Raw genomic sequence first — 20,765 nt, forward strand, 5'->3', positions numbered from 1 at the left:
ATAACACAACCTGTATTAATCCAATAACTACTGTTATAAAAATTAAGAAAATTATATATTTTTTCATTTCATATATCTTTAAAAATAAAATGTAAAAAAAAACGAACTCTCTAAATATCTATAAAAATATTTTTATCCTCAATAATACAATTATTAAACACACCAATACATCCTTATTATAAGCATATTATACTCAAACAAGGTAATGTGGTATAAAAAAGAAAAACCCTAAGAATAAAAAAACATCTTAGGGCTATAACTTATAATCGAACACATTTAATTTACATAGTCTTTAACTCTTCTACCTTCTCCATAAAAATTTTCAGTCTTTCTGCAGAAACAGGATTCTTCCAATACCCACCTTCCTTAAAATGCGAACCTACAATAAAGGCGGATGCATAATCCCAATATTCGGCTAAGTTATCGGCGGTGATTCCTGATCCAATTAATACAGGAGTATGCACTTTATCTTTCAAACTTTTTAGTTCGTGCAAATAAACTGCTTTACCGGTTGACGAGCCTGTTACGATTAGTCCATCGCTAAGGAAAAATTCGGCGGCTTTTGCTGTTTCATCAATATCAACATCGGCAGTAATAGCATGCGAACTGTGCTTTTTCTTAATATCTGTATAAATTTCAATGTCATCGGCTCCTATTGCCTTACGATAACGCAACAGTTCTCCTGCACATGATTCCATATAACCCTCGTCGGCCAAGTGTCCGAAAACAAAACCTTCGGCTCTTATAAACTGGAAATTGGCAGCTTGTGCTACTGCTAGTGCTTCTTTATTTGCTCCGGCAAGAATTTGTATGCCCAAATCTAAATCGGTAGCCTCTCGTACCGCTTTTGCAACAGCAGTCATACTTGCCACAATTTCTGGTCCCACACTTCCTTTTAAGTAAGGAATGTCGTGCATATTTTCAATCATGATAGCATCTAAACCAGCTTCAGTGTACATTTTTGCCTCTTCAACAGCCATATCGCAAATTTGAGAAATACTGTATCTGTTTTGTGGTGTTCCCGGCAGGGCCTGTACGTGCACCATACCGATTATGGATTTATTTAAGTTCATATTTTTTAATTTTTAGTGTGAGCTTTCAGCTATCAGCATTCAGCTAAGAGCTAAAAAAAGATATAATTGTTCACCTCAATTTCTTAATTAGGGCTCGCAGCATTTTTTGAATTTCGAGAACAAAGTCAATTGACTTTTGAGTTTCCTTCTCGCTTAATTTAAGTTCTTGTATCAGTAACAACTGAGTTTCCAATTCATAAACCGAACCTAAAGCAATTTCAACAAATCATTTAAATTCTTTGTCAGATTTTCAGCCACATCCTTCAGCTATATTGCTAGGAATTGATATAGCTGCTCTTGTCATTTGACTATATAATCCGAACTTCTCATGATTAGGCAGAGTGTCTTCCAATAAATAAACCTCTTTCACCAAACTCATCCCCTTTTGCCAAATAGTATACTTTTTAAAATCTCTCATAATAATCCAATTTTATACGGCTACATCTATTTTTACTAAATGCTGTATGCTGATAGCTTAATTGCTATCCAGCAACCTGAACAACTCATCCAACTTAGGAGTTAAAATAATCTCAGTTCTTCGGTTTTTACTTCTTCCTATCGAGGTGGAATTTGTTTCGACAGGAATATATTTACTCCGTCCTGCAACAGTTAGGCGTTTTGGAGCGACTCCTTTGTTTCGAATAATAATTCTCACAATTGAAGTAGCGCGCTTCACACTTAAATCCCAATTGTCTTTTAAAGCACCAGAACCACTATAAGGAACATTGTCAGTATGTCCTTCTATCATCACATTTATATCTTTATTTTGCGACAATACTTTTGATAGTTGTCCTAAAGCTTGTACTCCTCGTTGATCTACCTGATAAGATCCGGATTTAAAAAGCAATTTCTCATCCATAGAAACATACACTTTCCCATTTTTTGTTGTTATGGAAAGACCATTTCCTTCGAATCCGGTAAGCGCATTTATGACTTTTTGTTTTAGGGATTTTACGGCAGCATTTTTCTTACTCAATGCTGTTTCTAACTCGTGTAATCGCTGATCTCGCATAGCCAATTCGGACTGTAATGCATCCAATTTCCGTTTTCGAGCATCCATCTCTTTTTCCAGAGCAAGAACCTGATCTTCACGTAAGCGCACATTATCCTGAGCTTTTCTAATTTGTTCCAGCAAGGCTTTAGTTTCCTTCGCATTACCAGCTTGCATTCCCGCGAGTTGATTCATTAAATCCCGATTACTTTTCTCCGATCTGCTTAATCTTTCGCGAGCCGATTGTAATCTTCTTGACAAAGAAATTGTGTCAGCAAGCATATTCTGATATTTATCTTCCAGAACCTTCATTTTTCCGGATAACTCGTTATTACTTTCAGTCAGCTCAAGATTTTTATCCTTTAACATTTCTAATTCTTCGGCACAGTTTGCCTGCTTTTCCTGTAGTTCCTGAAATTGCCTTGTGGGCACACATGAGAACAACACAAACAAAAAACTAACTAAAATAATTATAGGGCTTGATTTTCTAAACATATATTATCGTGTTTTTTATGAATTAAAATTGCTATTATATTTCAATTTCTTATTATTAAATCTAATTCTAAAATATCCGTAGTAATAAATCTTTACAGCTTACATTACCTATCGCGTAAAACTATTCCCTAGATTAAAAACGATCTGCAAAACAGATCATTAACTTACAAAAATAAATTGTCCATTCCATCTTCTTAGTAACAAATATAAGCATACAGCTTTTTATAGGCACAAGCATATCAAAGAATACTTGTTAATTTATTATCTTCGTGCAATATTATAAGGGAATAAGCAATTTAACAGATTGACTTTCATTAGAAAAATCACACTTATTTCATTTAATAATAGAGCATCAATTATCAAACAAATAAGCTTTTAGTTCAATCATTTTCTAAAACCTTATTAATTGAATATTGATCATTTACCAAATAATTAAGACTTGTTATTTGGCTTATAAACGGTATAAAGGGGAATTTCGTACATGGCGAAAGCTGATAAAAAATTATTGGATCAAATCAATTATCCTTCAGATCTTAAAAAAATATCGGAGGATGATCTAATTGAAGTATGCTCTGAACTACGTCAGGAGATCATTGAACAGGTTTCGAATAATCCTGGACATTTTGGAGCTAGCCTGGGGGTGGTAGAACTTACCGTTGCCCTTCATTATGTATTAAATACTCCTTACGATAATCTGATTTGGGATGTTGGCCATCAGGCTTACGGACATAAAATTCTTACCGGAAGAAAAAATGTTTTTCATACCAATCGTAAGTTTAAAGGAATAAGCGGATTTCCAAACCGAAGCGAAAGCGAGTACGATGCTTTTACGGTTGGACACTCCTCAACTTCTATTTCTGCAGCTTTAGGAATGGCTGTTGCTGCACAATTAAAAGGCGAAAAAGAGAGAAAAACAGTGGCCGTTATTGGAGATGGATCAATGACTGCCGGCTTAGCTTTTGAGGGTTTAAATAATGCAGCAGGAAATAAAGCCGATTTGCTGGTTATTTTAAACGACAACAATATGGCTATTGACCCGAGCACCGGGGGTTTAAACGAATACCTTTTAGATATTACCACTTCACAAACTTATAATAAAGTTAAAAATGATGTTTGGCGTATTTTAGGGAAGTTTAATCGAATTAATTCAAACACCCAACAGATATTTCAGAAGGTTGAAAATGGTATTAAAACCATATTACTTAAGCAAAGCAATCTTTTCGAAGCACTAAACTTTAGATATTTTGGCCCCGTTGATGGTCATAATGTTAATCATCTGGTAAAAGTACTGGAAGATTTACACAAAATACCGGGACCCAAAATTTTACATGTAATTACTCAGAAAGGAAAAGGCTTTAAACAAGCCGAAATAGATCAAACCTATTGGCATGCTCCTGGTAAATTCGATTGTAAAACTGGTAAACTTTTAACTCCTGCTTCTACTGGTCCGCAAGCACCAAAATTTCAAGAAGTATTTGGAAATACAATAGTAGAACTAGCCGAAATGAACGATAAAATTGTAGGGATAACTCCTGCCATGCCAACGGGTAGTTCGCTAAATATAATGATGGAAAAAATGCCCGATCGTGCTTTCGATGTGGGAATTGCAGAACAACATGCTGTCACCTTTTCGGGAGGATTAGCCGCTCAGGGAAAATTGCCATTCTGCGCTATTTATTCCTCATTTATGCAACGCGCCTACGATCAGCTAATTCATGATGTTGCCCTGCAAAATGTGAATGTAGTTTTTTGTTTAGACCGAGGTGGACTTGTTGGCGCCGATGGTGCTACGCATCATGGAATTTACGACCTGGCATTTATGCGCTGTGTTCCGAATCTTACCATTGCTTCACCTTTAAACGAAATTGAGCTTCGTAATTTAATGTTTACTGCTCAGCAGGAAAATATGGGTGCTTTCTCTATCCGATATCCACGAGGAAGAGGTCGTATTATTGACTGGAAAAAAGATTTCGAGCTTCTTCCTGTTGGGAAAGGCCAAAAATTAAAAGATGGTAACGATTTAGCAATTCTTTCTATAGGAGCCATTGGTACCGAAGCCATAGATGCGATTGAAGAATTGGAAAAACAGGATTTATCGATTGCTCATTACGATATGAGGTATCTGAAACCCATAGATGAAGAACTATTGCACGAAGTATTCCAGAAATTCGATCATATTATTACATTGGAAGATGGGTGTATTGTGGGTGGATTAGGAACTGCTGTACTCGAATTCATGAGCGATAATTTATACAACAGCAGAGTGTTACGATTGGGTGTTCCTGATAAATGGATTGAACACGGTACTCAGCAAGAGCTATACAAAGAATGTGGCTACGATAAAGAGGGAATAAAAAAAGCAATAGATAAAATGCTTAGCAAATAAATCAATTAAGAATCTTTTCTGTATCCATCCGAAAATGGATCAAGCCCCTCAAAATCACCTGTAAAGGAATCCATTTTATTTTGCATTACCTTATCCATTTTAATGAGATAAATTGCCTTCTCGGTTTTTAATTCTACTACATTAATTGTTTTTCCCTTAGGCATGCTAATGCAAATCAAATCCTCTTCATAAATTCCATCGGGAAATGTTTTTAGTAAAAGCTGTAATAATTCTATTCCAATATTTTTGTAGTCCTTTATTACTCTTTTCATCTCTCTCAGATTAATAATTGGATATCAATCAACAATTTGCTATTCCTCAAATAAGGATAAGAGTTTAAATACAAAGTTCTAATTCCTGTATTCAATTTAAGAAATTTAAAATTAGTGTGAAAAGAATCCTCTGATATAATTCCATAAAACCAATTTTCCTGATACTCAATATTGAATACAATTTTAGTTAAGCAGCCAATATCTAATTTCAGTGTCTATAATTTCATTAAAATCATAAAAATCCGGTTTCAATCTCCATTCTTAATCATCAATTTTTAATTTACAATTGACTTACATCGTTTTCGCTAAAAATATTTACAATTAATTGATATAAAGTGCATGCCAGTCCAAACAAAAAGCCTAGTTTTGCGCCCTTAATCAAAATTTTAGGATTTAGAATATGGTAGATTTTTTCAAGCGAAAAGCGAAGAATTCAAAGAATGATATTTTATCTGGTTTAACCGTAGCTCTTGCTTTGGTTCCCGAAGCAGTAGCTTTTGCTTTTGTGGCAGGCGTAGATCCTTTGGTAGGACTTTATGCAGCATTCATGATTGGATTAATAACCTCTGTGTTTGGCGGTCGTCCGGGAATGATATCCGGAGCAACCGGAGCAATGGCAGTGGTATTGGTTAGCCTTGTAAAAGAAGGAAACGAAATGGGAATGGAAATGGCTTCTCCTATAGAAAATATGGGGTTGAATTACCTTTTTGCAACAATAGTTTTAACTGGTATTATTCAATTTTTAGCCGGAGTATTCCGCTTTGGTAAATTTGTGCGTTTAATTCCTCATCCGGTAATGATGGGATTTGTAAATGGTTTGGCAATAGTAATTTTCTTGTCGCAATTGGGCATGTTTACCGAAAAAATTGCCGGAGAAACTGCCTGGTTACAAGGAATGGAACTTTATACCATGATTGGTTTGGTAATTTTAACCATGGCAATTATGTACTTCTTACCTAAACTAACCTCTAAAATTCCTGCTGCACTAACAGGTATTGTTGTTGTTTCGGCCATTGTAATATTCGGAGGATTAGATGTAAGTACCGTTGGATCATTTATTCGTGATGGTGGAGGTGCCGGACTAAAAGGCGGACTACCCACTTTCCAAACTCAACTATTTACGCTGGTTCCTTTCAATATGGAAACCATAACTTTTGTTCTTCCTTACGCTGCTATTCTTGCTGCTATTGGTTTAATAGAATCGCTAATGACTCTTAACCTTCTTGATGAAATTACAGGAAGCCGAGGAAATGGTAACCGCGAATGTATGGCTCAGGGTGCTGCTAATATCGTGACCGGATTTTTTGGCGGTATGGGCGGATGCGCCATGATTGGACAATCGCTGATTAACGTGAAATCGGGTGGTCGCGGAAGACTTTCAGGTATTATAGCTGCCTTAACTCTGTTGGCATTTATTTTATTTGCCTCTCCGTTTATCGAAATGGTACCCATTGCTGCCTTAGTAGGTGTAATGTTTATGGTTGTTATTGGAACTTTTGCATGGTCGAGTTTCCGTATTCTTCATAAAATACCTAAAGCCGATGCTTTTGTATTAATTTTAGTTTCTGCTTTAACCGTTATCTTCGATTTGGCAATTGCCGTTTTAGTTGGAGTTATTGTTAGCGCATTAGTATTCTCTTGGGAGAATGCTCGTAGAATTCGTGCCCGAAAATCGGAGAAACCCGATGGAACAAAGGTCTATGAAATTTGGGGTCCTTTATTTTTCGGATCTATTACAACATTCATGAATAAATTCGATGTAGAGAATGATCCAAAATCAGTAGAAATTGATTTTAAAGAATCTCGTGTATCTGACCACTCAGGAATCGAAGCCATTAGTAATTTGGTTCAAAAATATGAAAACTCAGGAAAAATTATTAAATTGAAGCATCTTAGTAAGGATTGTATTAAGCTATTACAAACAGCCGATAGTCACTTTAGAACTGTAATTTTACGCGATATAGACGATCCTAATTACTATGTTGTTACCGATAAAGTAAAAATAGAATAAATCTAAAGATACTTGTTTTGGGAACCTGTTTCCCAAAGCTTTTTTTTCACCACCTTCCCACGCGGGAGGTGGTGTTTTTATTTTACACAAAAAAATGCGCCCAAAACGAAGCGCATTCAAAATTTTATCTGATCTCGTAATTTACAATCCCATTTTCTTGGCAATTTCGGCAGGAATAGCATCTTTATGCAACATCAATCCAACGGTTTTATATTGCACAAATGCTCTCGAAGCATAAAAATACCCTTTGTACGAATTCATATCTGTTCCCCACGAATTTTTCACCACATAGTATTTGCTGCCGTTCTGATCTTTAGCCGTTCCCACAATGTGCATTAAATGATCTTCGGTAGATTCATAATTATCGAAAGCTTTCTGGCGCATTTCCTGGCTTATTGTCTTTTCTTTAACTGGATACTCGGTACCATAAGCTGCTTTTTGATCTTTGCTCATGTTCTCCCATTTAGAAATTTCCGAATCGGCCATGTTTTTTGTTTCGGTATCAGGAACAACAGCAACACCTTTACGAAAAGCAAATCCTTTTTCGCTCACATCGCTCCCCCATGCAATGCTATAACCATTAGCTATGGCATTATCCATAATTTGCATCATTTCATCCATCGGCAAATTATACACCTCGCCCATCGACCAGTTATCGGGGCCTTCGAAAATATAAGTTTCGTAAAACGGATGATGAGTATAAGAAGTAATCGTTACATAATCATCCATATTTAAACCCATCTTATTTGCGAACGATTTAGGTGTATATTCTTTTTCTTTGTATGAGAATTTCTCTGGAATTTCTCCCAGATAAGCATCTAAAATTCCATCGAAACCCTTCATCCAAACTGGAGTAATTTTCTTGTTTTTATTCTTTACGATTGCATCAACGTAGGCTTTTAAAACCGCATCCATTTCTCCATGAACAGGCATTGTTTCGTCAAATGTATTACCCGAATAAGCCTGTTCGGGCATTATTCCAAATTTCTTTATCACATTTAGCACATCCCATCCTTCGGCACCAGGCGAGAAACTTTTCTTCCCATGAAAACGAATGTAATCTTTGGCACGCAAATGATAATTTCTATTTACAATAAACATTTCAGACAAATCGATGCTCTCTTTTCCTGTTCTTAACAGCTCCGATTCTAAAAATGAAACTGTTGCAAACGACCAGCAAGTACCCGAACGATACTGATCTTTAACCGAACTTGCCTTAAGTTGTTTCTCGATAGTAAACTGGTATGATTTCTCCTTTTCGTCCTTCTTTTTTGCAATAGCCGGCATTATTATGCCCAGCACTAACAGAACACTTGTTAAAGTTTTTAATCTCATGATTTAGCTTGTTTGTTGTTTAAACAAAATCAAAACTATATGCTTTATAGCCTAAGTCTTGATAATGCGATTCTTTGAATGTATTTTTGATCATGCAAGGTAAAAAATAATCGTAAAAATTTACTCTTATTTTTAAGTACCAAACAACATTTACTAACTAAATATCATTGTAAGATGAAAAAAATTGCATCAATTACTCTATTGCTTGTCATGAGTTTATACTTTGTAGGGTGTAAGGAAAAACCTGCAAAACAAGCCGAAGTATCACCAACTCAAAAATTAGTAAACCAATATGCTGAATTTGAATTAACCACCGATATCAGCAAATTAACGAAAAAGGAAAAGCAAATGCTTCCTATTTTAATGGAAGTTGCTGATATAATGGAAGAATTATTCTGGAAAGATGCCGTAGGCGACAAATCAGAATTTCTTAATCAATTAAGCGACCCTGCAAGCATCGCATATAGCAAAATTAACTATGGCCCATGGGATCGATTAAACAGCAACGAACCTTTTATAGAGGGCTTTAATGCTAAACCTAAAGGAGCTAATTTCTATCCTCAAAATATGACTCAGGAAGAGTTTGATGCGATTGATGATGAAATGAAAAGTGATTGGTACACTATAATTCAGCGCGATGAAAAAGGTGAGTTAAAAGTGGTTCCCTATCATGTTGTTTACAAAGAACAAATTGAAAAGGCTGCCGGTTTATTAGTAGAAGCCTCTAAATTAGCAGAAGATAAAGGCTTAAAAAAATACCTGGAACTGCGTTCACAAGCACTTTTAACCGACGACTATTTAGCTTCCGACTTAGCCTGGATGGATATGAAAACCAACACCCTCGACTTTGTTGTTGGTCCTATCGAAACCTACGAAGATGCTCTATACGGATACAAAGCTTCTCACTCTGGTCAGATTTTAGTGAAAGACAAAGAATGGAGTAAGAAATTATCGAAATTTGCTTCCTTATTACCTCGTTTACAAGAAAATCTTCCGGTTCCTGCTAAGTACAAAGCCGAAAAAGCCAATGCTAATGCTGATATGAATGTTTACGATGTAGTTTACTATGCCGGCGACTGTAATGCAGGAAGTAAAAACATTGCAATTAACTTACCAAACGATCCTCGTGTACACGCACAAAAAGGAAGTAGAAAACTACAGTTGAAAAATGCTATGAAAGCTAAATTCGACAAAATATTAGTTCCTATTTCTGACTTATTGATAGACGAAAGCCAACGTAAAAACATCACCTTTGATGCATTCTTCGAAAATGTAATGTTCCACGAAGTAGCTCACGGTTTGGGTATTAAGTACACTTTAGAAAGTAAAGAAAGTGTTCGTAAAGTTTTAAAAGATACTTATACTTCTATTGAAGAAGGAAAAGCTGATATCTTAGGCCTTTATATGATTACTAAAATGGCCGAATGGGGCGATATGGACGAAAGTAAACTAATGGATAATTACGTTACTTTTATGGCTGGTATTTTCCGCTCGGTTCGTTTTGGCGTTGCAAGTGCTCATGGTAAAGCTAACATGATTCGTTTCTACTTTTTCGAAGAGCAAGGTGCTTTTACAAGAAATCCTGAAACAGGAACTTATAGTGTTAATATTGAAAAAATGAAAGCTGCAATGATTGAATTAGGAAAACAAATTCTAATTATTCAAGGTGATGGAAACTATGAACTTGCTCAAAAAATGATTACCGAAAAAGGTTTTATTCGTGAAAATCTGCAGAAAGATTTAGATCGTGTAAACTCTGCAGGAATTCCTAAAGATGTTGTATTTAAACAGGGAGCTAAAGTATTGGGAATATAAATTCTCAGAACTAAACTATTTAAAAGCCACAGAATCTATTAAACTGCACCCCAAAAAGTTGAACACAATATTTGGGGTGCTGTTCATGTTATTTTGTGGCTTTTTTAGTGTATTCATCTATTTTAAAACATACTTACTTCTATTTTAGCTTTGTATCTTTCCAAACATTCAACTAAATTAATGTGCAACTAAAGTTGAAATTGAAAATGAAACCCTTAACTAAACTATTCTATTGTTTTTTACTGATATCTCTTTCAATAGTAATTTGCAGCTATTCAACATCTGCAAGAAAAAAAAGAGTATTGGTTTTACACTCCTATCATCAGGGTTTAAATTGGACCGATAATGTAAGCTCGGGAATACAATCGGTATTTGAAAATGAGGATAATGTTGAGCTAATGTTTGAGTATATGGATACCAAACGCCATTCTGAACAGGAATATCTTACCGAATTTGCAAAACTCTACAATCTTAAGCACCAAAAAAACAGGTTCGATGCAATTATTGTATCCGATAACAATGCTTTAGATTTTGTAAGATGCTATTACACCGATTTCTTTCAGGATACTCCTATTATTTTCTGCTCTATCGATCAATTTAGTGATAAATTAATTGAAGGAATAAGTCATATCACCGGAGTTACGGAAGAAATAGATTCACAAAAAACCATTGAAGTAGCCTTACAATTGCATCCCGAAGCAAAGCAATTAGTTGTTATTAATGATAACCAAACGCAATCGGCCATACTAAACCGCAACAATATAAAATCGTTTTGGCCAAAACTAAATACTGATGTTGATTTAATATTTCTGGAGGATCTATCAATCGATGAACTAGTATCCGAAGTAAAAAAACTTGAAGATAACAGTATTATTTACCTCATTAATTTTAGCAGAGATAAGGAGGGTAATTTTATTTCCTATCAGGAAAATATAGAAATTATTCGCGAAGCAACCGATCTTCCTATCTACAGTAGCTGGGAATTTTATTTTAATGAAGGTATTGTGGGTGGTATGCTAACCAGTGGATTTAAACAGGGCGAACTGGCTGCGAAATCAACACTAAAAGTTCTTAAAGGAAAAGATATTAACAAAATTCCTATTATCCGCAAAGGTTACAATCAGTTTAAATTCGACTTTGAGCAGATGAAACATTTTCGAATTCTTCCCAAACAACTTCCTGAAAATAGTTTTATAAGCAATCAGCCTCCATCTATTATTCATCAGTACCGGACTTCGCTAATGGTAATGATTGCATTCGTAATAATTATTGCATTTATTATTCGTTACTCAGAAATTAAACGACTTCGCAACGAACGAAAATTAATCGAAATAAATGAAGAATTAGACCGCAGGGTTGCCGAACGAACCAAAGAAATAATTTTTGCAAACGAAAAACTAGAACTACAAACCAATCAAATATTAAAACAAAACAAAGAACTGGAACTGCACCGCCACAACTTGCTGGAACTGGTAAAAGAAAGAACCAAAAATTTAGAGCTGGCAAATATCGAATTAAAAAGTAGCCGAGACCGATTATTAAGAATGCTCGATGCCAATTCCGATGGTGTTTGGGAACACAATTTCCTAACTAAACAAGTATACATCAGTAAAATTATTTGGGATAAATTAGGCTATAAAAATATAACTGCCGCTAACACAATCGATTTATTGTGCAAACTCATACATCCCGAAGATTTAATTATTATAAAACAAAAAGACAAGCAAAACCGCCTAGGTCTTAGCAATCTTTTCGTTATCGAATTTCGAATTTGTGCCAACGATAAAAGCTGGATGTGGTTTAAAGCCAAAGGTAAAATTCTAGATTACAATAAAGAAGGCAAACCTCTTAATATGGTGGGGACTCTTATTAATATTACCCAACGAAAAGTAGCCGAAGAAAAAATAAAACAGGAAGAAAAAAAGCTAAGAGCATCGGAAAAAAGATGGCGCTCTTTAATTGAACAAGCATCCGACGAAATATTAATTTACAATACCGACGGTGCTATTCTCGACGCCAACTCGGCCGCATGTAACTGGCTGGAGTACTCGCAGGAAGAACTGTTGAACCTTAACTACAGCGAAATAGATTTTTCACATAGCAGCTCTAAACTACATACTTATCGCAAAAAACTAAATTCTTCAAATCCATCAATCTCTTTTGAATCGATACAAAAAAGAAAAAATGGAAGCACTTTTCCTGTTGAAATTCACCTTAGCTTAATCGAATTAAAAGATAGTAAGTTAATTTTATCGGTTGCTAATAACATTAGTAAAAGACAGGAAACAGAACGTAAAATCTTAAATGCAGTTATTAACACCGAAGAAATTGAAAGAAAACGATTTGCCACAGATCTTCATGATTCAATTGGCCCTTTACTATCGAGTATTAACCTATATCTTTCATCTTTAAGCAAAATAAAATCAAAATCAGATAAGGAAAATATTATTCGAGCTTCGGTTGATGCAGTAAACGAAGCTTTAATAAGTATTAAAGAGATCTCAAACAATTTGAGTCCGCATATATTAAACGATTTTGGTCTGGAAAAAGCGATTCGATCTTTTACCAATAAAATTAATGTTTCACAAGCCATTAATATTAGCTTTATTGCCGAAAATATGGATGAAAGATTAAACCATCAAGTAGAAGTCGTTATTTTTAGAGTAATTACCGAATTAATAAACAACACCATAAAACACGCAAAAGCTTCAAACATTGAAATTAATCTGGCTCGAGAAGACAAACTGCTTTCCTTAATTTACATTGATGATGGAATTGGTTTTGACTCAAAAGAAATAAATGCCGGAACATCGAACGGAATGGGACTGTATAATATATTTAGTAGAATTAGATCGTTAAACGGAACCCATAAAATAAAAAGTAACCCCGAACGTGGCGGTATGATGACAATGATTGAAGTAAACTTATAAAATGTTAAGCATGAAAGAATACAATCTAATAATAGTTGATGATCATAAAATGTTTAGAAGCGGATTGCAATTTCTATTAAGCAATGTGCCTAATATTAAAGTAATTGGTGAAGCTTCGAACGGACTCGAATTTATGGAAATAGCCAAAAATGAGCATATCGACATTGCCTTAATGGACATTAACATGCCAAAAATGAATGGTATTGAAGCCACTAAATTGGCAATAGAGAAATATCCAGACATGAAAGTAATTGTTCTTTCAATGCACGGAGAAGAAGAATATTACGACCAAATGCTCGATGCAGGAGTTAAGGGATTTCTGCTTAAAAACTCGGATGCCGATGAATTAATTGCAGCATTAGAAGCAATAATTGCCGGAAAATCGTACTTCTCACAGGAACTTTTGGTAGATATTCTGGATCAGAAACGCCTGCAAAAACTTAGAACCGATGTGGTAAAACTTTCACAAAGAGAACTAGAAGTTTTAAAACTGATTTGCGATGGCTATAGTAACGCCGAAATTGCCGAACAATTATTTATTAGCCACAGAACTGTAGACCGACACAGAGCCAATTTGTTAAGTAAAACCGGATGTAAAAATTCCACTTCGCTGGTAATGTATGCCGTTAAAAATAAAATTATAGAGATTGATTAACAACATAAACATAGAGTAAATACTCCAAACATTTTGTATTTTTATAGTTCTTACTGATTTGTACAAAATGGAAAGCAATGAACAACTCGAACTGGCTCATAAGTTTGTTCGGAACACCAACACAACAATATTCTTAACCGGAAAAGCCGGAACAGGGAAAACAACATTTTTACGACAGTTAAAAGAAGAACTGCCTAAACGAATGGTAGTTGTTGCTCCAACAGGAGTGGCTGCCATTAATGCCGGAGGTGTTACCATACATTCCTTTTTTCAATTGCCCTTCGGTCCAATATTACCAGGTCAGATTCTAAACGAAAGGCCTGGTTCCACAAATTCCCCAGGACGAAAGTACCGCAAAGAAAAAATCAATCTTATAAAATCATTAGATCTACTAATTATTGATGAAATTAGTATGGTTCGTGCCGATTTATTAGATGGTATTGATGAAGTATTGCGTAAATTTAAAAATAGAAACCTACCCTTTGGAGGAGCACAGGTTCTTATGATTGGAGATTTACAACAATTGCCTCCTGTGGTGAAAAATGAGGAATGGAACTTACTGCGACAACATTACGAAACCGCATTTTTCTTTAGTAGCAAAGCATTTTTATCTTCTCAGCACATTAGTATTGAGCTAAAACATGTGTACCGACAAAAAGATGAGAGCTTTATTCAAATCTTAAACGAAATAAGAAATAATCAACTTTCACATTCTTCTTTTCAGAAACTGGAAGAAAGATATCTGCCCAATTTTAATACAGATAAACATGATGGTTACATTACGCTTACCACTCACAATGCTCGAGCTCAAAAAATAAACGATGAAAAGCTAAAGCAAATAAAAACCAAATCGGAAAGTTTTTCGGCCGTTGTCGATGGTCAGTTTCCCGAATACTCCTTCCCTACCGATGAAAATCTAAATTTGAAAATAGGTGCTCAGGTAATGTTTGTAAAAAACGACAGTTCGCCCGAAAAACAATACTTTAATGGAAAAATAGGTGTTGTAACCGGATTTAAGGAAGAATCTATTCTGGTTAAATGTAAAGATGATGATACCGAAATTGAAGTTCATCCCGAAGAGTGGAGCAGTATTAAATACTCTATAAATCCTGAATCGAAAGAAATTGAGGAAAGTGTGGTTGGACAATTCACCCAATTTCCTTTAAAGCTAGCCTGGGCAATTACAATTCATAAAAGCCAGGGACTTACTTTTGAAAAAGCTATTATAGATGCTAATGCCGCCTTTGCACACGGACAGGTTTATGTTGCACTTAGCCGATGTAAATCGCTGGAAGGTTTAGTTTTAAAATCACGCCTAAGCGAAAGTGGAATTATTTGCGATAGTTCTGTTTCACAATTCACTAAACACATAGAAAAACACCCACCAAAAGAAGAACAATTGGAAATTGCAAAAAGAAACTTTCAATTTCAGTTATTAGAAGAGCTATTTTCTTTTTTTGATATATTGCGGCCTTTAAAATATTGTAACAAGCAATTACAGGATAATGCAAGTGCAATTCAAGGAAATTTACCCGAGCAAATTAAAGCCGCTTTTCCCGCTTTCGAAACAAATATTTTAAATGTAGGTTCAAAATTTACTCCTACATTAAAACGCTTTTGTTTTGGTGATATGAAACTAGAAAATAGCAGAGAAGCTCAGGATAGAATTAAAAACGCATGTAAATATTTTTGCGATAAACTCGATGAATATATTACTTCCATTCTTAACAACTTTAGTTTCGAAACCGATAATCAGGGAGTTCAAAAACTAGTTAACGACTACCTTAAACAAATTCACGAAAATACATTTGTAAAATTAACCTGCCTTAAATCCTGTGCCGATGGTTTTAATATCGATAAATTTTTAATTGCCCGAGCAAAAGCACATCTCGAAAAATCAAAATTTAAAACAAAACGGAAACGAGAAGTTGTAAATGAAAATGTTGAACATCCGGCCTTACTGCAAAAATTAAAAACCTGGAGAAAAGAACTTTCGGAAGAGCTAAATGCTCCTGCTTATGTAGTTGCAACCCAACGAAGTTTGGTAGATATTGCTAACCAATTGCCATATACTTCCGATCAGCTTAAGGCAGTAAACGGATTTGGAGCAAAAAAAATTGAACGCTACGGACAAGATGTTATCAGATTAGTATCGGAGTACCGACAAGAAAAAGGTTTGGGTTTGTTAAATTTTACACCTGAGCCAAAAGCTAAACCCAAGAAAATAAATACAAAAGAAGTAAGTTACGACATGCATAAAGAAGGCAGAAGTGTTAGAGAAATTGCTGCCCTTCGCAATTTGGCACAAACTACAATAGAGTCTCATCTGGCTCACTATGTTGGCTTGGGAATGCTCGACCTAAAAGATTTTGTTGACAATAAAAAGATCAAAAAAATAAAAGAACAACTTAATATTGAGAATGCCAACGGCATAAATTCGGTAAAAGAAGCTTTGGGAAAGAATTACAGCTATTCCGAAATTAGATTTGTGCAGGCTTTTATGAAGAATACTAAAAAATAAAATCACTTTTAAGTTTCATTAACTTTTGTTTAATCCATTTAGCACTATCATACGCTACATTTGTTACATACAAAAACAGAGATAGTTTTTTCATAGATTAGATTTAGCTTAGTAAATAGTGGTTAGAGAAAATCCCGAGCTTAAGGTAGTTCGGGATTTTTCTTTTAAACCTTCTTCTATTTTGTAATCTAAACTAATTTTGCGTTATTTGTAATCATTATAAATAATAGAATTATGGAAGATATTAAATCACCTTGTATTAAAATATGCCGTCAGGATAGTAATGGCGTATGTTTTGGTTGTAGAAGAACTACCGAAGAAATTGGAAACTGGTCTTTATATACCAATAAAGAGAAGAAGGAAATCTTAAAAAAGATAAGTAACAGAACCAATGCCCCTGATACCGCAACAGGAACTTTCTTTAGATAATTTAGGGTTTACAACTACATTTTATTCATTTTACCTTATCTTTATTGCCCTTTCAAAAATTTAAACAAATGAAAAATAATTATTTTTATTTCCTCTTAGTTTTTGTGTTGGTACTTTTTTCGTGCACACCTGAAAAAACAGAACATATTAAATTGAAAATAATGGCTACCAGCGATGTTCATGGTGCTCTTTTTCCTTACGATTTAGTAAACGACAAAGAAACTAAAACATCTCTTGCCCAAGTATACAATTATGTTGATCAAGAGCGAAATAAAAAAGAATCAGAAATTATTCTTCTCGATAATGGAGACATTCTTCAGGGAGATCCTTTGGTTTACTATTCGAATTTTGAAAAAACAGAAACCAAGCATATTTGTGCAGATGTAATGAATTATATGGGCTATGATGCAGGAACTGTTGGAAATCACGACATTGAACCTGGACATAGTGTTTATGACAAAGTAAATGAAGAATTTTCATTTCCATGGCTTGCTGCCAATGCAGTTCGAAATTCTGACGGAAAACCATATTTTAAACCTTATACAATCATTACTAAAAAAGGAGCTAAAATTGCTGTTTTAGGTTTATTAACTCCTGCAATTCCAAAATGGTTACCAGAAAAAATATGGTCGGGAATGCATTTTGAACCCATGCTTGAATCTGCTAAGAAATGGATTAAAATTATTGAAGAAAAGGAACATCCCGATTTTGTGATTGGTCTGTTTCACTCTGGAGCTGGAGAAAAACAAAGCGAAGAAATAAATCCCGAAAATGCATCTATATTAATTGCCAAAAAGATTTCTGGTTTCGATATGATTATTTGTGGTCACGATCATCATGAACAAACCTCCTGGTTCGAAAATCCGGATAAAGAGAAAGTTTTATTAATTAATCCTAAAAGTAAAGCTCAATTTATTGCCGAAGCAAGTGTTGACTTAAATTGGAATGCAGAAAACAAGAAATATGAGAAAGAAATAAAAGCAAAATTAGTTAAGGTTGCAGATCTTGAAAAATCAGAAAAATATGTTGAGCATTTTCAACCCTTATTTGCAGAGGTAGAGGCGTACGTTTCGAGACAAGTTGGAACTTTTAAAAGTACTATTTCTACCAAAGATGCTATGTTTGGAGATTCGCCCTTTATTGATCTAATTCAGCACATACAAATGGATTTGGCTGATGCCGATGTATCATTTACAGCTCCGCTGTCCTTTAATGCAACAATCGATTCGGGCGATTTACAGGTTCGAGATCTTTTTAAATTGTATCGCTTCGAAAATTTATTGTACACCATGAATCTTACTGGTCAAGAAATTAAAGATTTTTTGGAATTCAGTTATAAAGATTGGTTTCAGCAAATGAAATCGGCCAAAGATCCTTTGTTATACATTTCAACAAGCGATAAAGGAAGCCGATTAAACACAATGTTCTTTAACTACGATGCTGCCGAAGGAATTGATTATACGGTTGATGTTTCTAAACCATACGGTACTAGAATTAAAATCTCACAAATGAGTTCGGGAGAAAAATTTGATCCCAATAAAACATATCGTGTTGCTTTAAATTCTTACCGTGGAAATGGTGGTGGAAATCACCTAACCGAAGGAGCCGGACTAAGCAAAGAAGAACTTACAAGCCGACTTATTAACTCTACAACAAAAGATTTACGTTACTATCTGATGAAGTGGATTGAAAAAAAAGGAACTGTTGATATTAAATGCGACCAGAACTGGAAAGTAATACCAGAAAACTGGCACGATGCAGCACAAAAAAGAGAATCTGAATTACTCTACGGAAAAAATTAAAGTGTAAAAACTAAGGCATAAAAAAATCCCGCATCAGATTATAAAATCTTTTGTGGGATTTTTTTGCACTATCTTTTTAAATTAACACTCATAAATAAGCCTGAAAATTTCCCGCAAGCATTCTTGTCGTTGCTCTATAAATCCCATGTGCCCTGATGTTTGTAATACAAAAGGTGTAAGATCATTTGCTCGTGCAATTTCTTTGGCTACATCAAAAGGAATAAAATTATCTTCTTTACCCATAATACTTACCTTAGGAATATCGAGAGATTTTAGCACACGATTCCTATCTGGGCGATTCATCATTGCTTCCAACGCTGCAATAATTCCTTTAGTAGAGGTTTTACAAGCAATTTCAGTAATCCGCTCTATTTCGTGATCAAATTTCTTGAGATTCCGATTCGAAAAAGTATTGGGAATATTAGATTTACATATTAATTCTTTCTTTCCTTGCTTCACTAGGTCTATTTCGCGCTGACGATTGGCTCTTTTCTCATCGGTATCGGCATTGGGTGAAGAATGAAACAAACACAATGCTGAAAGTTTTTCCGGATACATATCGGCATAAGCCAAAGCCACATAACCTCCCATCGAATGACCAATAAGGTTAATTTTATTAATTCCAAGATGCGATATCAGTTCATGTAGCGCACAAGCCATTTCTTCAATACTACACGAATCACTTTTTAGTTCCGATAATCCATGGCCTGGCAAATCGATTGTTATAACTCGTGCCAAACGCGATAAATCATTGGCAAAAGTCTCGAAGGTATCAATAGATTCAAGATATCCATGTAAAAGTACCACGGTGTTTCCTTTTCCTTTATCGCGATAACGCAATTGGCAATTAGCAAGTTTATAGAATTGATCCATACATTTTTAACGGTTACAAGTTTAACTTTTTAGCTAAACTTTTTTAAATTAATCGGTTATTTATTTTAAATCTGCAAAGTACTTAGTTTTTATTTTAATAATAAATATATTTGCTTTAACTAAAACTATATATTTAATAATTAGAATATTACATCAACTATATTTTTTTAGTTATTATATAAGACCAACATACAAAACATTAAAATTTTAATTCTAAATTAAAATAATATATTAAAACCTTGTTCTATAACATACAAATATTTAATAAATTGCATCGCGTGACAAAAAAGTAATAAGGAATTATTTCTGTAATTGATTTATACTTAGATTCATACCTTAACTTTAAATTCTAAATTTCTAATAATCTGAAAAAGAGGTTTGTTATAGAATCAATCTAAATAAATTATATATGTTCCTAAATATCGTTTCATGTCGCAGGAGAATTTACTTTTGCATCTTAATTATAGTAAAGTTTATAAAAAACAGTCTAATTAAATCTTTAAACTTATGAGCAGTTTTTTAAGTTCATCTATTGGGAAGAAGTTGATAATGAGTTTATCAGGACTTTTTCTTGTACTATTTATCTTGGTACACCTGATATTGAACTCCTTTTTAATGTTTGACAGCACCGGAGAGTTGTTTAACGCCGGAGCACATTTTATGGCAATGCCAGTAATTCGTTTTGGATTGCAGCCAGTATTGTTTGGTGGTTTTATTATCCATATTATTTATGCGATAATTTTAACTCTACAAAACATGAAAGCTCGTCCACAAAAGTACTCATCTCAAAATTTGGGAAATAGCAGTACTTGGTCGTCTCGAAACATGTTTGTTTTGGGTGGTTTAGTTTTGGTTTTTATTGCAATGCACTTGATGCATTTCTTTGTGCCAATTCAAATTACAGGATTAGGTGATGCTAAGAGTGATTATGATCTAGTTGTTGATTTATTTACCAATGGCTCTATGGGATTAGTTTATACTGGTTTATATGTTGCTGGTGCTATCCTATTAGGATTACACCTGGCTCACGGTTTCTGGTCATCTTTCCAGTCAATTGGCTTCAGCAACACGCTTTGGAGATCAAGATTGGAAAAAGTTGGTTACATCTACGCAATTTTCGTTGCTGCCGGATTCACAATCATTCCTCTGTACTTACACTTTTTTGCTAAATAATTAA

The 20,765-nt window shown here is 34.5% G+C and carries 14 protein-coding genes and 1 pseudogene; 9 read left to right on the forward strand and 6 right to left on the reverse strand.

Annotated elements, in window-relative coordinates; all coding sequences use genetic code 11:
* Positions 1–281: 281 nt before the first annotated feature.
* From ACT3CE_RS04055 to ACT3CE_RS04065, 3 genes and pseudogenes are all read right to left on the reverse strand, one after another.
* A complete protein-coding gene (locus ACT3CE_RS04055; RefSeq protein ID WP_444708474.1) occupies positions 282–1,073 on the reverse strand; it encodes a BtpA/SgcQ family protein in 792 nt (263 codons plus the stop codon).
* 70 nt (positions 1,074–1,143) lie between these two features.
* A pseudogene (locus ACT3CE_RS04060) lies at positions 1,144–1,491 on the reverse strand (four helix bundle protein).
* A gap of 57 nt (positions 1,492–1,548) precedes the next feature.
* Complete coding sequence (locus ACT3CE_RS04065) at positions 1,549–2,559, reverse strand: OmpA family protein (RefSeq protein ID WP_444708475.1); 1,011 nt, start codon at positions 2,557–2,559, stop codon at positions 1,549–1,551.
* Positions 2,560–3,040: 481 nt separating this feature from the next.
* On the opposite strand from ACT3CE_RS04065, the gene dxs reads away from it, so the two are divergent.
* Positions 3,041–4,945: a 1-deoxy-D-xylulose-5-phosphate synthase gene (dxs, locus tag ACT3CE_RS04070; RefSeq protein WP_444708476.1), complete on the forward strand. Its 1,905-nt coding sequence runs from the start codon at positions 3,041–3,043 to the stop codon at positions 4,943–4,945.
* 5 nt (positions 4,946–4,950) lie between these two features.
* Here dxs and ACT3CE_RS04075 read toward each other — a convergent pair whose 3' ends face one another.
* Entirely contained in the window at positions 4,951–5,217 is a 267-nt protein-coding gene (locus ACT3CE_RS04075) for a hypothetical protein (RefSeq protein WP_444708477.1), read from the reverse strand.
* Positions 5,218–5,617: 400 nt separating this feature from the next.
* Here ACT3CE_RS04075 and ACT3CE_RS04080 point away from each other — a divergent pair, with 400 nt between their 5' ends.
* A complete protein-coding gene (locus ACT3CE_RS04080) occupies positions 5,618–7,228 on the forward strand; it encodes a SulP family inorganic anion transporter (RefSeq protein WP_444708478.1) in 1,611 nt (536 codons plus the stop codon).
* A 141-nt stretch (positions 7,229–7,369) separates the two neighbouring features.
* On the opposite strand, the gene ACT3CE_RS04085 is transcribed toward ACT3CE_RS04080, so the two are convergent.
* The gene (locus tag ACT3CE_RS04085; RefSeq protein ID WP_444708479.1) at positions 7,370–8,563 is read right to left on the reverse strand and encodes an aminopeptidase C; all 1,194 of its coding nucleotides are present in this window, start codon (positions 8,561–8,563) and stop codon (positions 7,370–7,372) included.
* Positions 8,564–8,737: 174 nt separating this feature from the next.
* Here ACT3CE_RS04085 and ACT3CE_RS04090 point away from each other — a divergent pair, with 174 nt between their 5' ends.
* The 6 genes from ACT3CE_RS04090 to ACT3CE_RS04115 all read left to right on the forward strand — a co-directional run bounded on the left by ACT3CE_RS04090 (position 8,738) and on the right by ACT3CE_RS04115 (position 18,715).
* Positions 8,738–10,378, forward strand: coding sequence for a dipeptidyl-peptidase 3 family protein (locus ACT3CE_RS04090; RefSeq protein WP_444708480.1), 1,641 nt, complete (start codon positions 8,738–8,740; stop codon positions 10,376–10,378).
* Positions 10,379–10,584: 206 nt separating this feature from the next.
* Complete coding sequence (locus tag ACT3CE_RS04095) at positions 10,585–13,308, forward strand: sensor histidine kinase (RefSeq protein WP_444708481.1); 2,724 nt, start codon at positions 10,585–10,587, stop codon at positions 13,306–13,308.
* A 10-nt stretch (positions 13,309–13,318) separates the two neighbouring features.
* Positions 13,319–13,963, forward strand: a complete 645-nt coding sequence (locus ACT3CE_RS04100; RefSeq protein WP_444708482.1) for a response regulator — start codon at positions 13,319–13,321, stop codon at positions 13,961–13,963.
* Positions 13,964–14,030: 67 nt separating this feature from the next.
* A complete protein-coding gene (locus ACT3CE_RS04105; protein WP_444708483.1) occupies positions 14,031–16,484 on the forward strand; it encodes a helix-turn-helix domain-containing protein in 2,454 nt (817 codons plus the stop codon).
* A gap of 234 nt (positions 16,485–16,718) precedes the next feature.
* A complete protein-coding gene (locus tag ACT3CE_RS04110) occupies positions 16,719–16,913 on the forward strand; it encodes a DUF1289 domain-containing protein (protein WP_444708484.1) in 195 nt (64 codons plus the stop codon).
* Between the two features lie 68 nt (positions 16,914–16,981).
* On the forward strand, positions 16,982–18,715 hold the full coding sequence (locus ACT3CE_RS04115; RefSeq protein ID WP_444708485.1) for a bifunctional metallophosphatase/5'-nucleotidase: 1,734 nt from the start codon (positions 16,982–16,984) through the stop codon (positions 18,713–18,715).
* A gap of 81 nt (positions 18,716–18,796) precedes the next feature.
* On the opposite strand, the gene ACT3CE_RS04120 is transcribed toward ACT3CE_RS04115, so the two are convergent.
* A complete protein-coding gene (locus tag ACT3CE_RS04120; RefSeq protein WP_444708486.1) occupies positions 18,797–19,588 on the reverse strand; it encodes an alpha/beta fold hydrolase in 792 nt (263 codons plus the stop codon).
* A 507-nt stretch (positions 19,589–20,095) separates the two neighbouring features.
* Here ACT3CE_RS04120 and ACT3CE_RS04125 point away from each other — a divergent pair.
* The gene (locus ACT3CE_RS04125) at positions 20,096–20,761 is read left to right on the forward strand and encodes a succinate dehydrogenase cytochrome b subunit (RefSeq protein ID WP_444708487.1); all 666 of its coding nucleotides are present in this window, start codon (positions 20,096–20,098) and stop codon (positions 20,759–20,761) included.
* The last annotated feature ends 4 nt before the right edge of the window (positions 20,762–20,765 follow it).

The sequence above is a fragment of the Marinifilum sp. RC60d5 genome (assembly GCF_052400665.1).
Classification (GTDB): domain Bacteria; phylum Bacteroidota; class Bacteroidia; order Bacteroidales; family Marinifilaceae; genus JBQTGK01.

Coding starts and splice junctions, on each gene's coding strand:
- ACT3CE_RS04055 (WP_444708474.1), bottom strand. CDS start 1,073: ATGAACTTAAATAAATCCATAATCGGTATGGTGCACGTACAGGCCCTG.
- ACT3CE_RS04065 (WP_444708475.1), bottom strand. CDS start 2,559: ATGTTTAGAAAATCAAGCCCTATAATTATTTTAGTTAGTTTTTTGTTT.
- dxs (WP_444708476.1), top strand. CDS start 3,041: ATGGCGAAAGCTGATAAAAAATTATTGGATCAAATCAATTATCCTTCA.
- ACT3CE_RS04075 (WP_444708477.1), bottom strand. CDS start 5,217: ATGAAAAGAGTAATAAAGGACTACAAAAATATTGGAATAGAATTATTA.
- ACT3CE_RS04080 (WP_444708478.1), top strand. CDS start 5,618: ATGGTAGATTTTTTCAAGCGAAAAGCGAAGAATTCAAAGAATGATATT.
- ACT3CE_RS04085 (WP_444708479.1), bottom strand. CDS start 8,563: ATGAGATTAAAAACTTTAACAAGTGTTCTGTTAGTGCTGGGCATAATA.
- ACT3CE_RS04090 (WP_444708480.1), top strand. CDS start 8,738: ATGAAAAAAATTGCATCAATTACTCTATTGCTTGTCATGAGTTTATAC.
- ACT3CE_RS04095 (WP_444708481.1), top strand. CDS start 10,585: ATGAAACCCTTAACTAAACTATTCTATTGTTTTTTACTGATATCTCTT.
- ACT3CE_RS04100 (WP_444708482.1), top strand. CDS start 13,319: ATGAAAGAATACAATCTAATAATAGTTGATGATCATAAAATGTTTAGA.
- ACT3CE_RS04105 (WP_444708483.1), top strand. CDS start 14,031: ATGGAAAGCAATGAACAACTCGAACTGGCTCATAAGTTTGTTCGGAAC.
- ACT3CE_RS04110 (WP_444708484.1), top strand. CDS start 16,719: ATGGAAGATATTAAATCACCTTGTATTAAAATATGCCGTCAGGATAGT.
- ACT3CE_RS04115 (WP_444708485.1), top strand. CDS start 16,982: ATGAAAAATAATTATTTTTATTTCCTCTTAGTTTTTGTGTTGGTACTT.
- ACT3CE_RS04120 (WP_444708486.1), bottom strand. CDS start 19,588: ATGGATCAATTCTATAAACTTGCTAATTGCCAATTGCGTTATCGCGAT.
- ACT3CE_RS04125 (WP_444708487.1), top strand. CDS start 20,096: ATGAGCAGTTTTTTAAGTTCATCTATTGGGAAGAAGTTGATAATGAGT.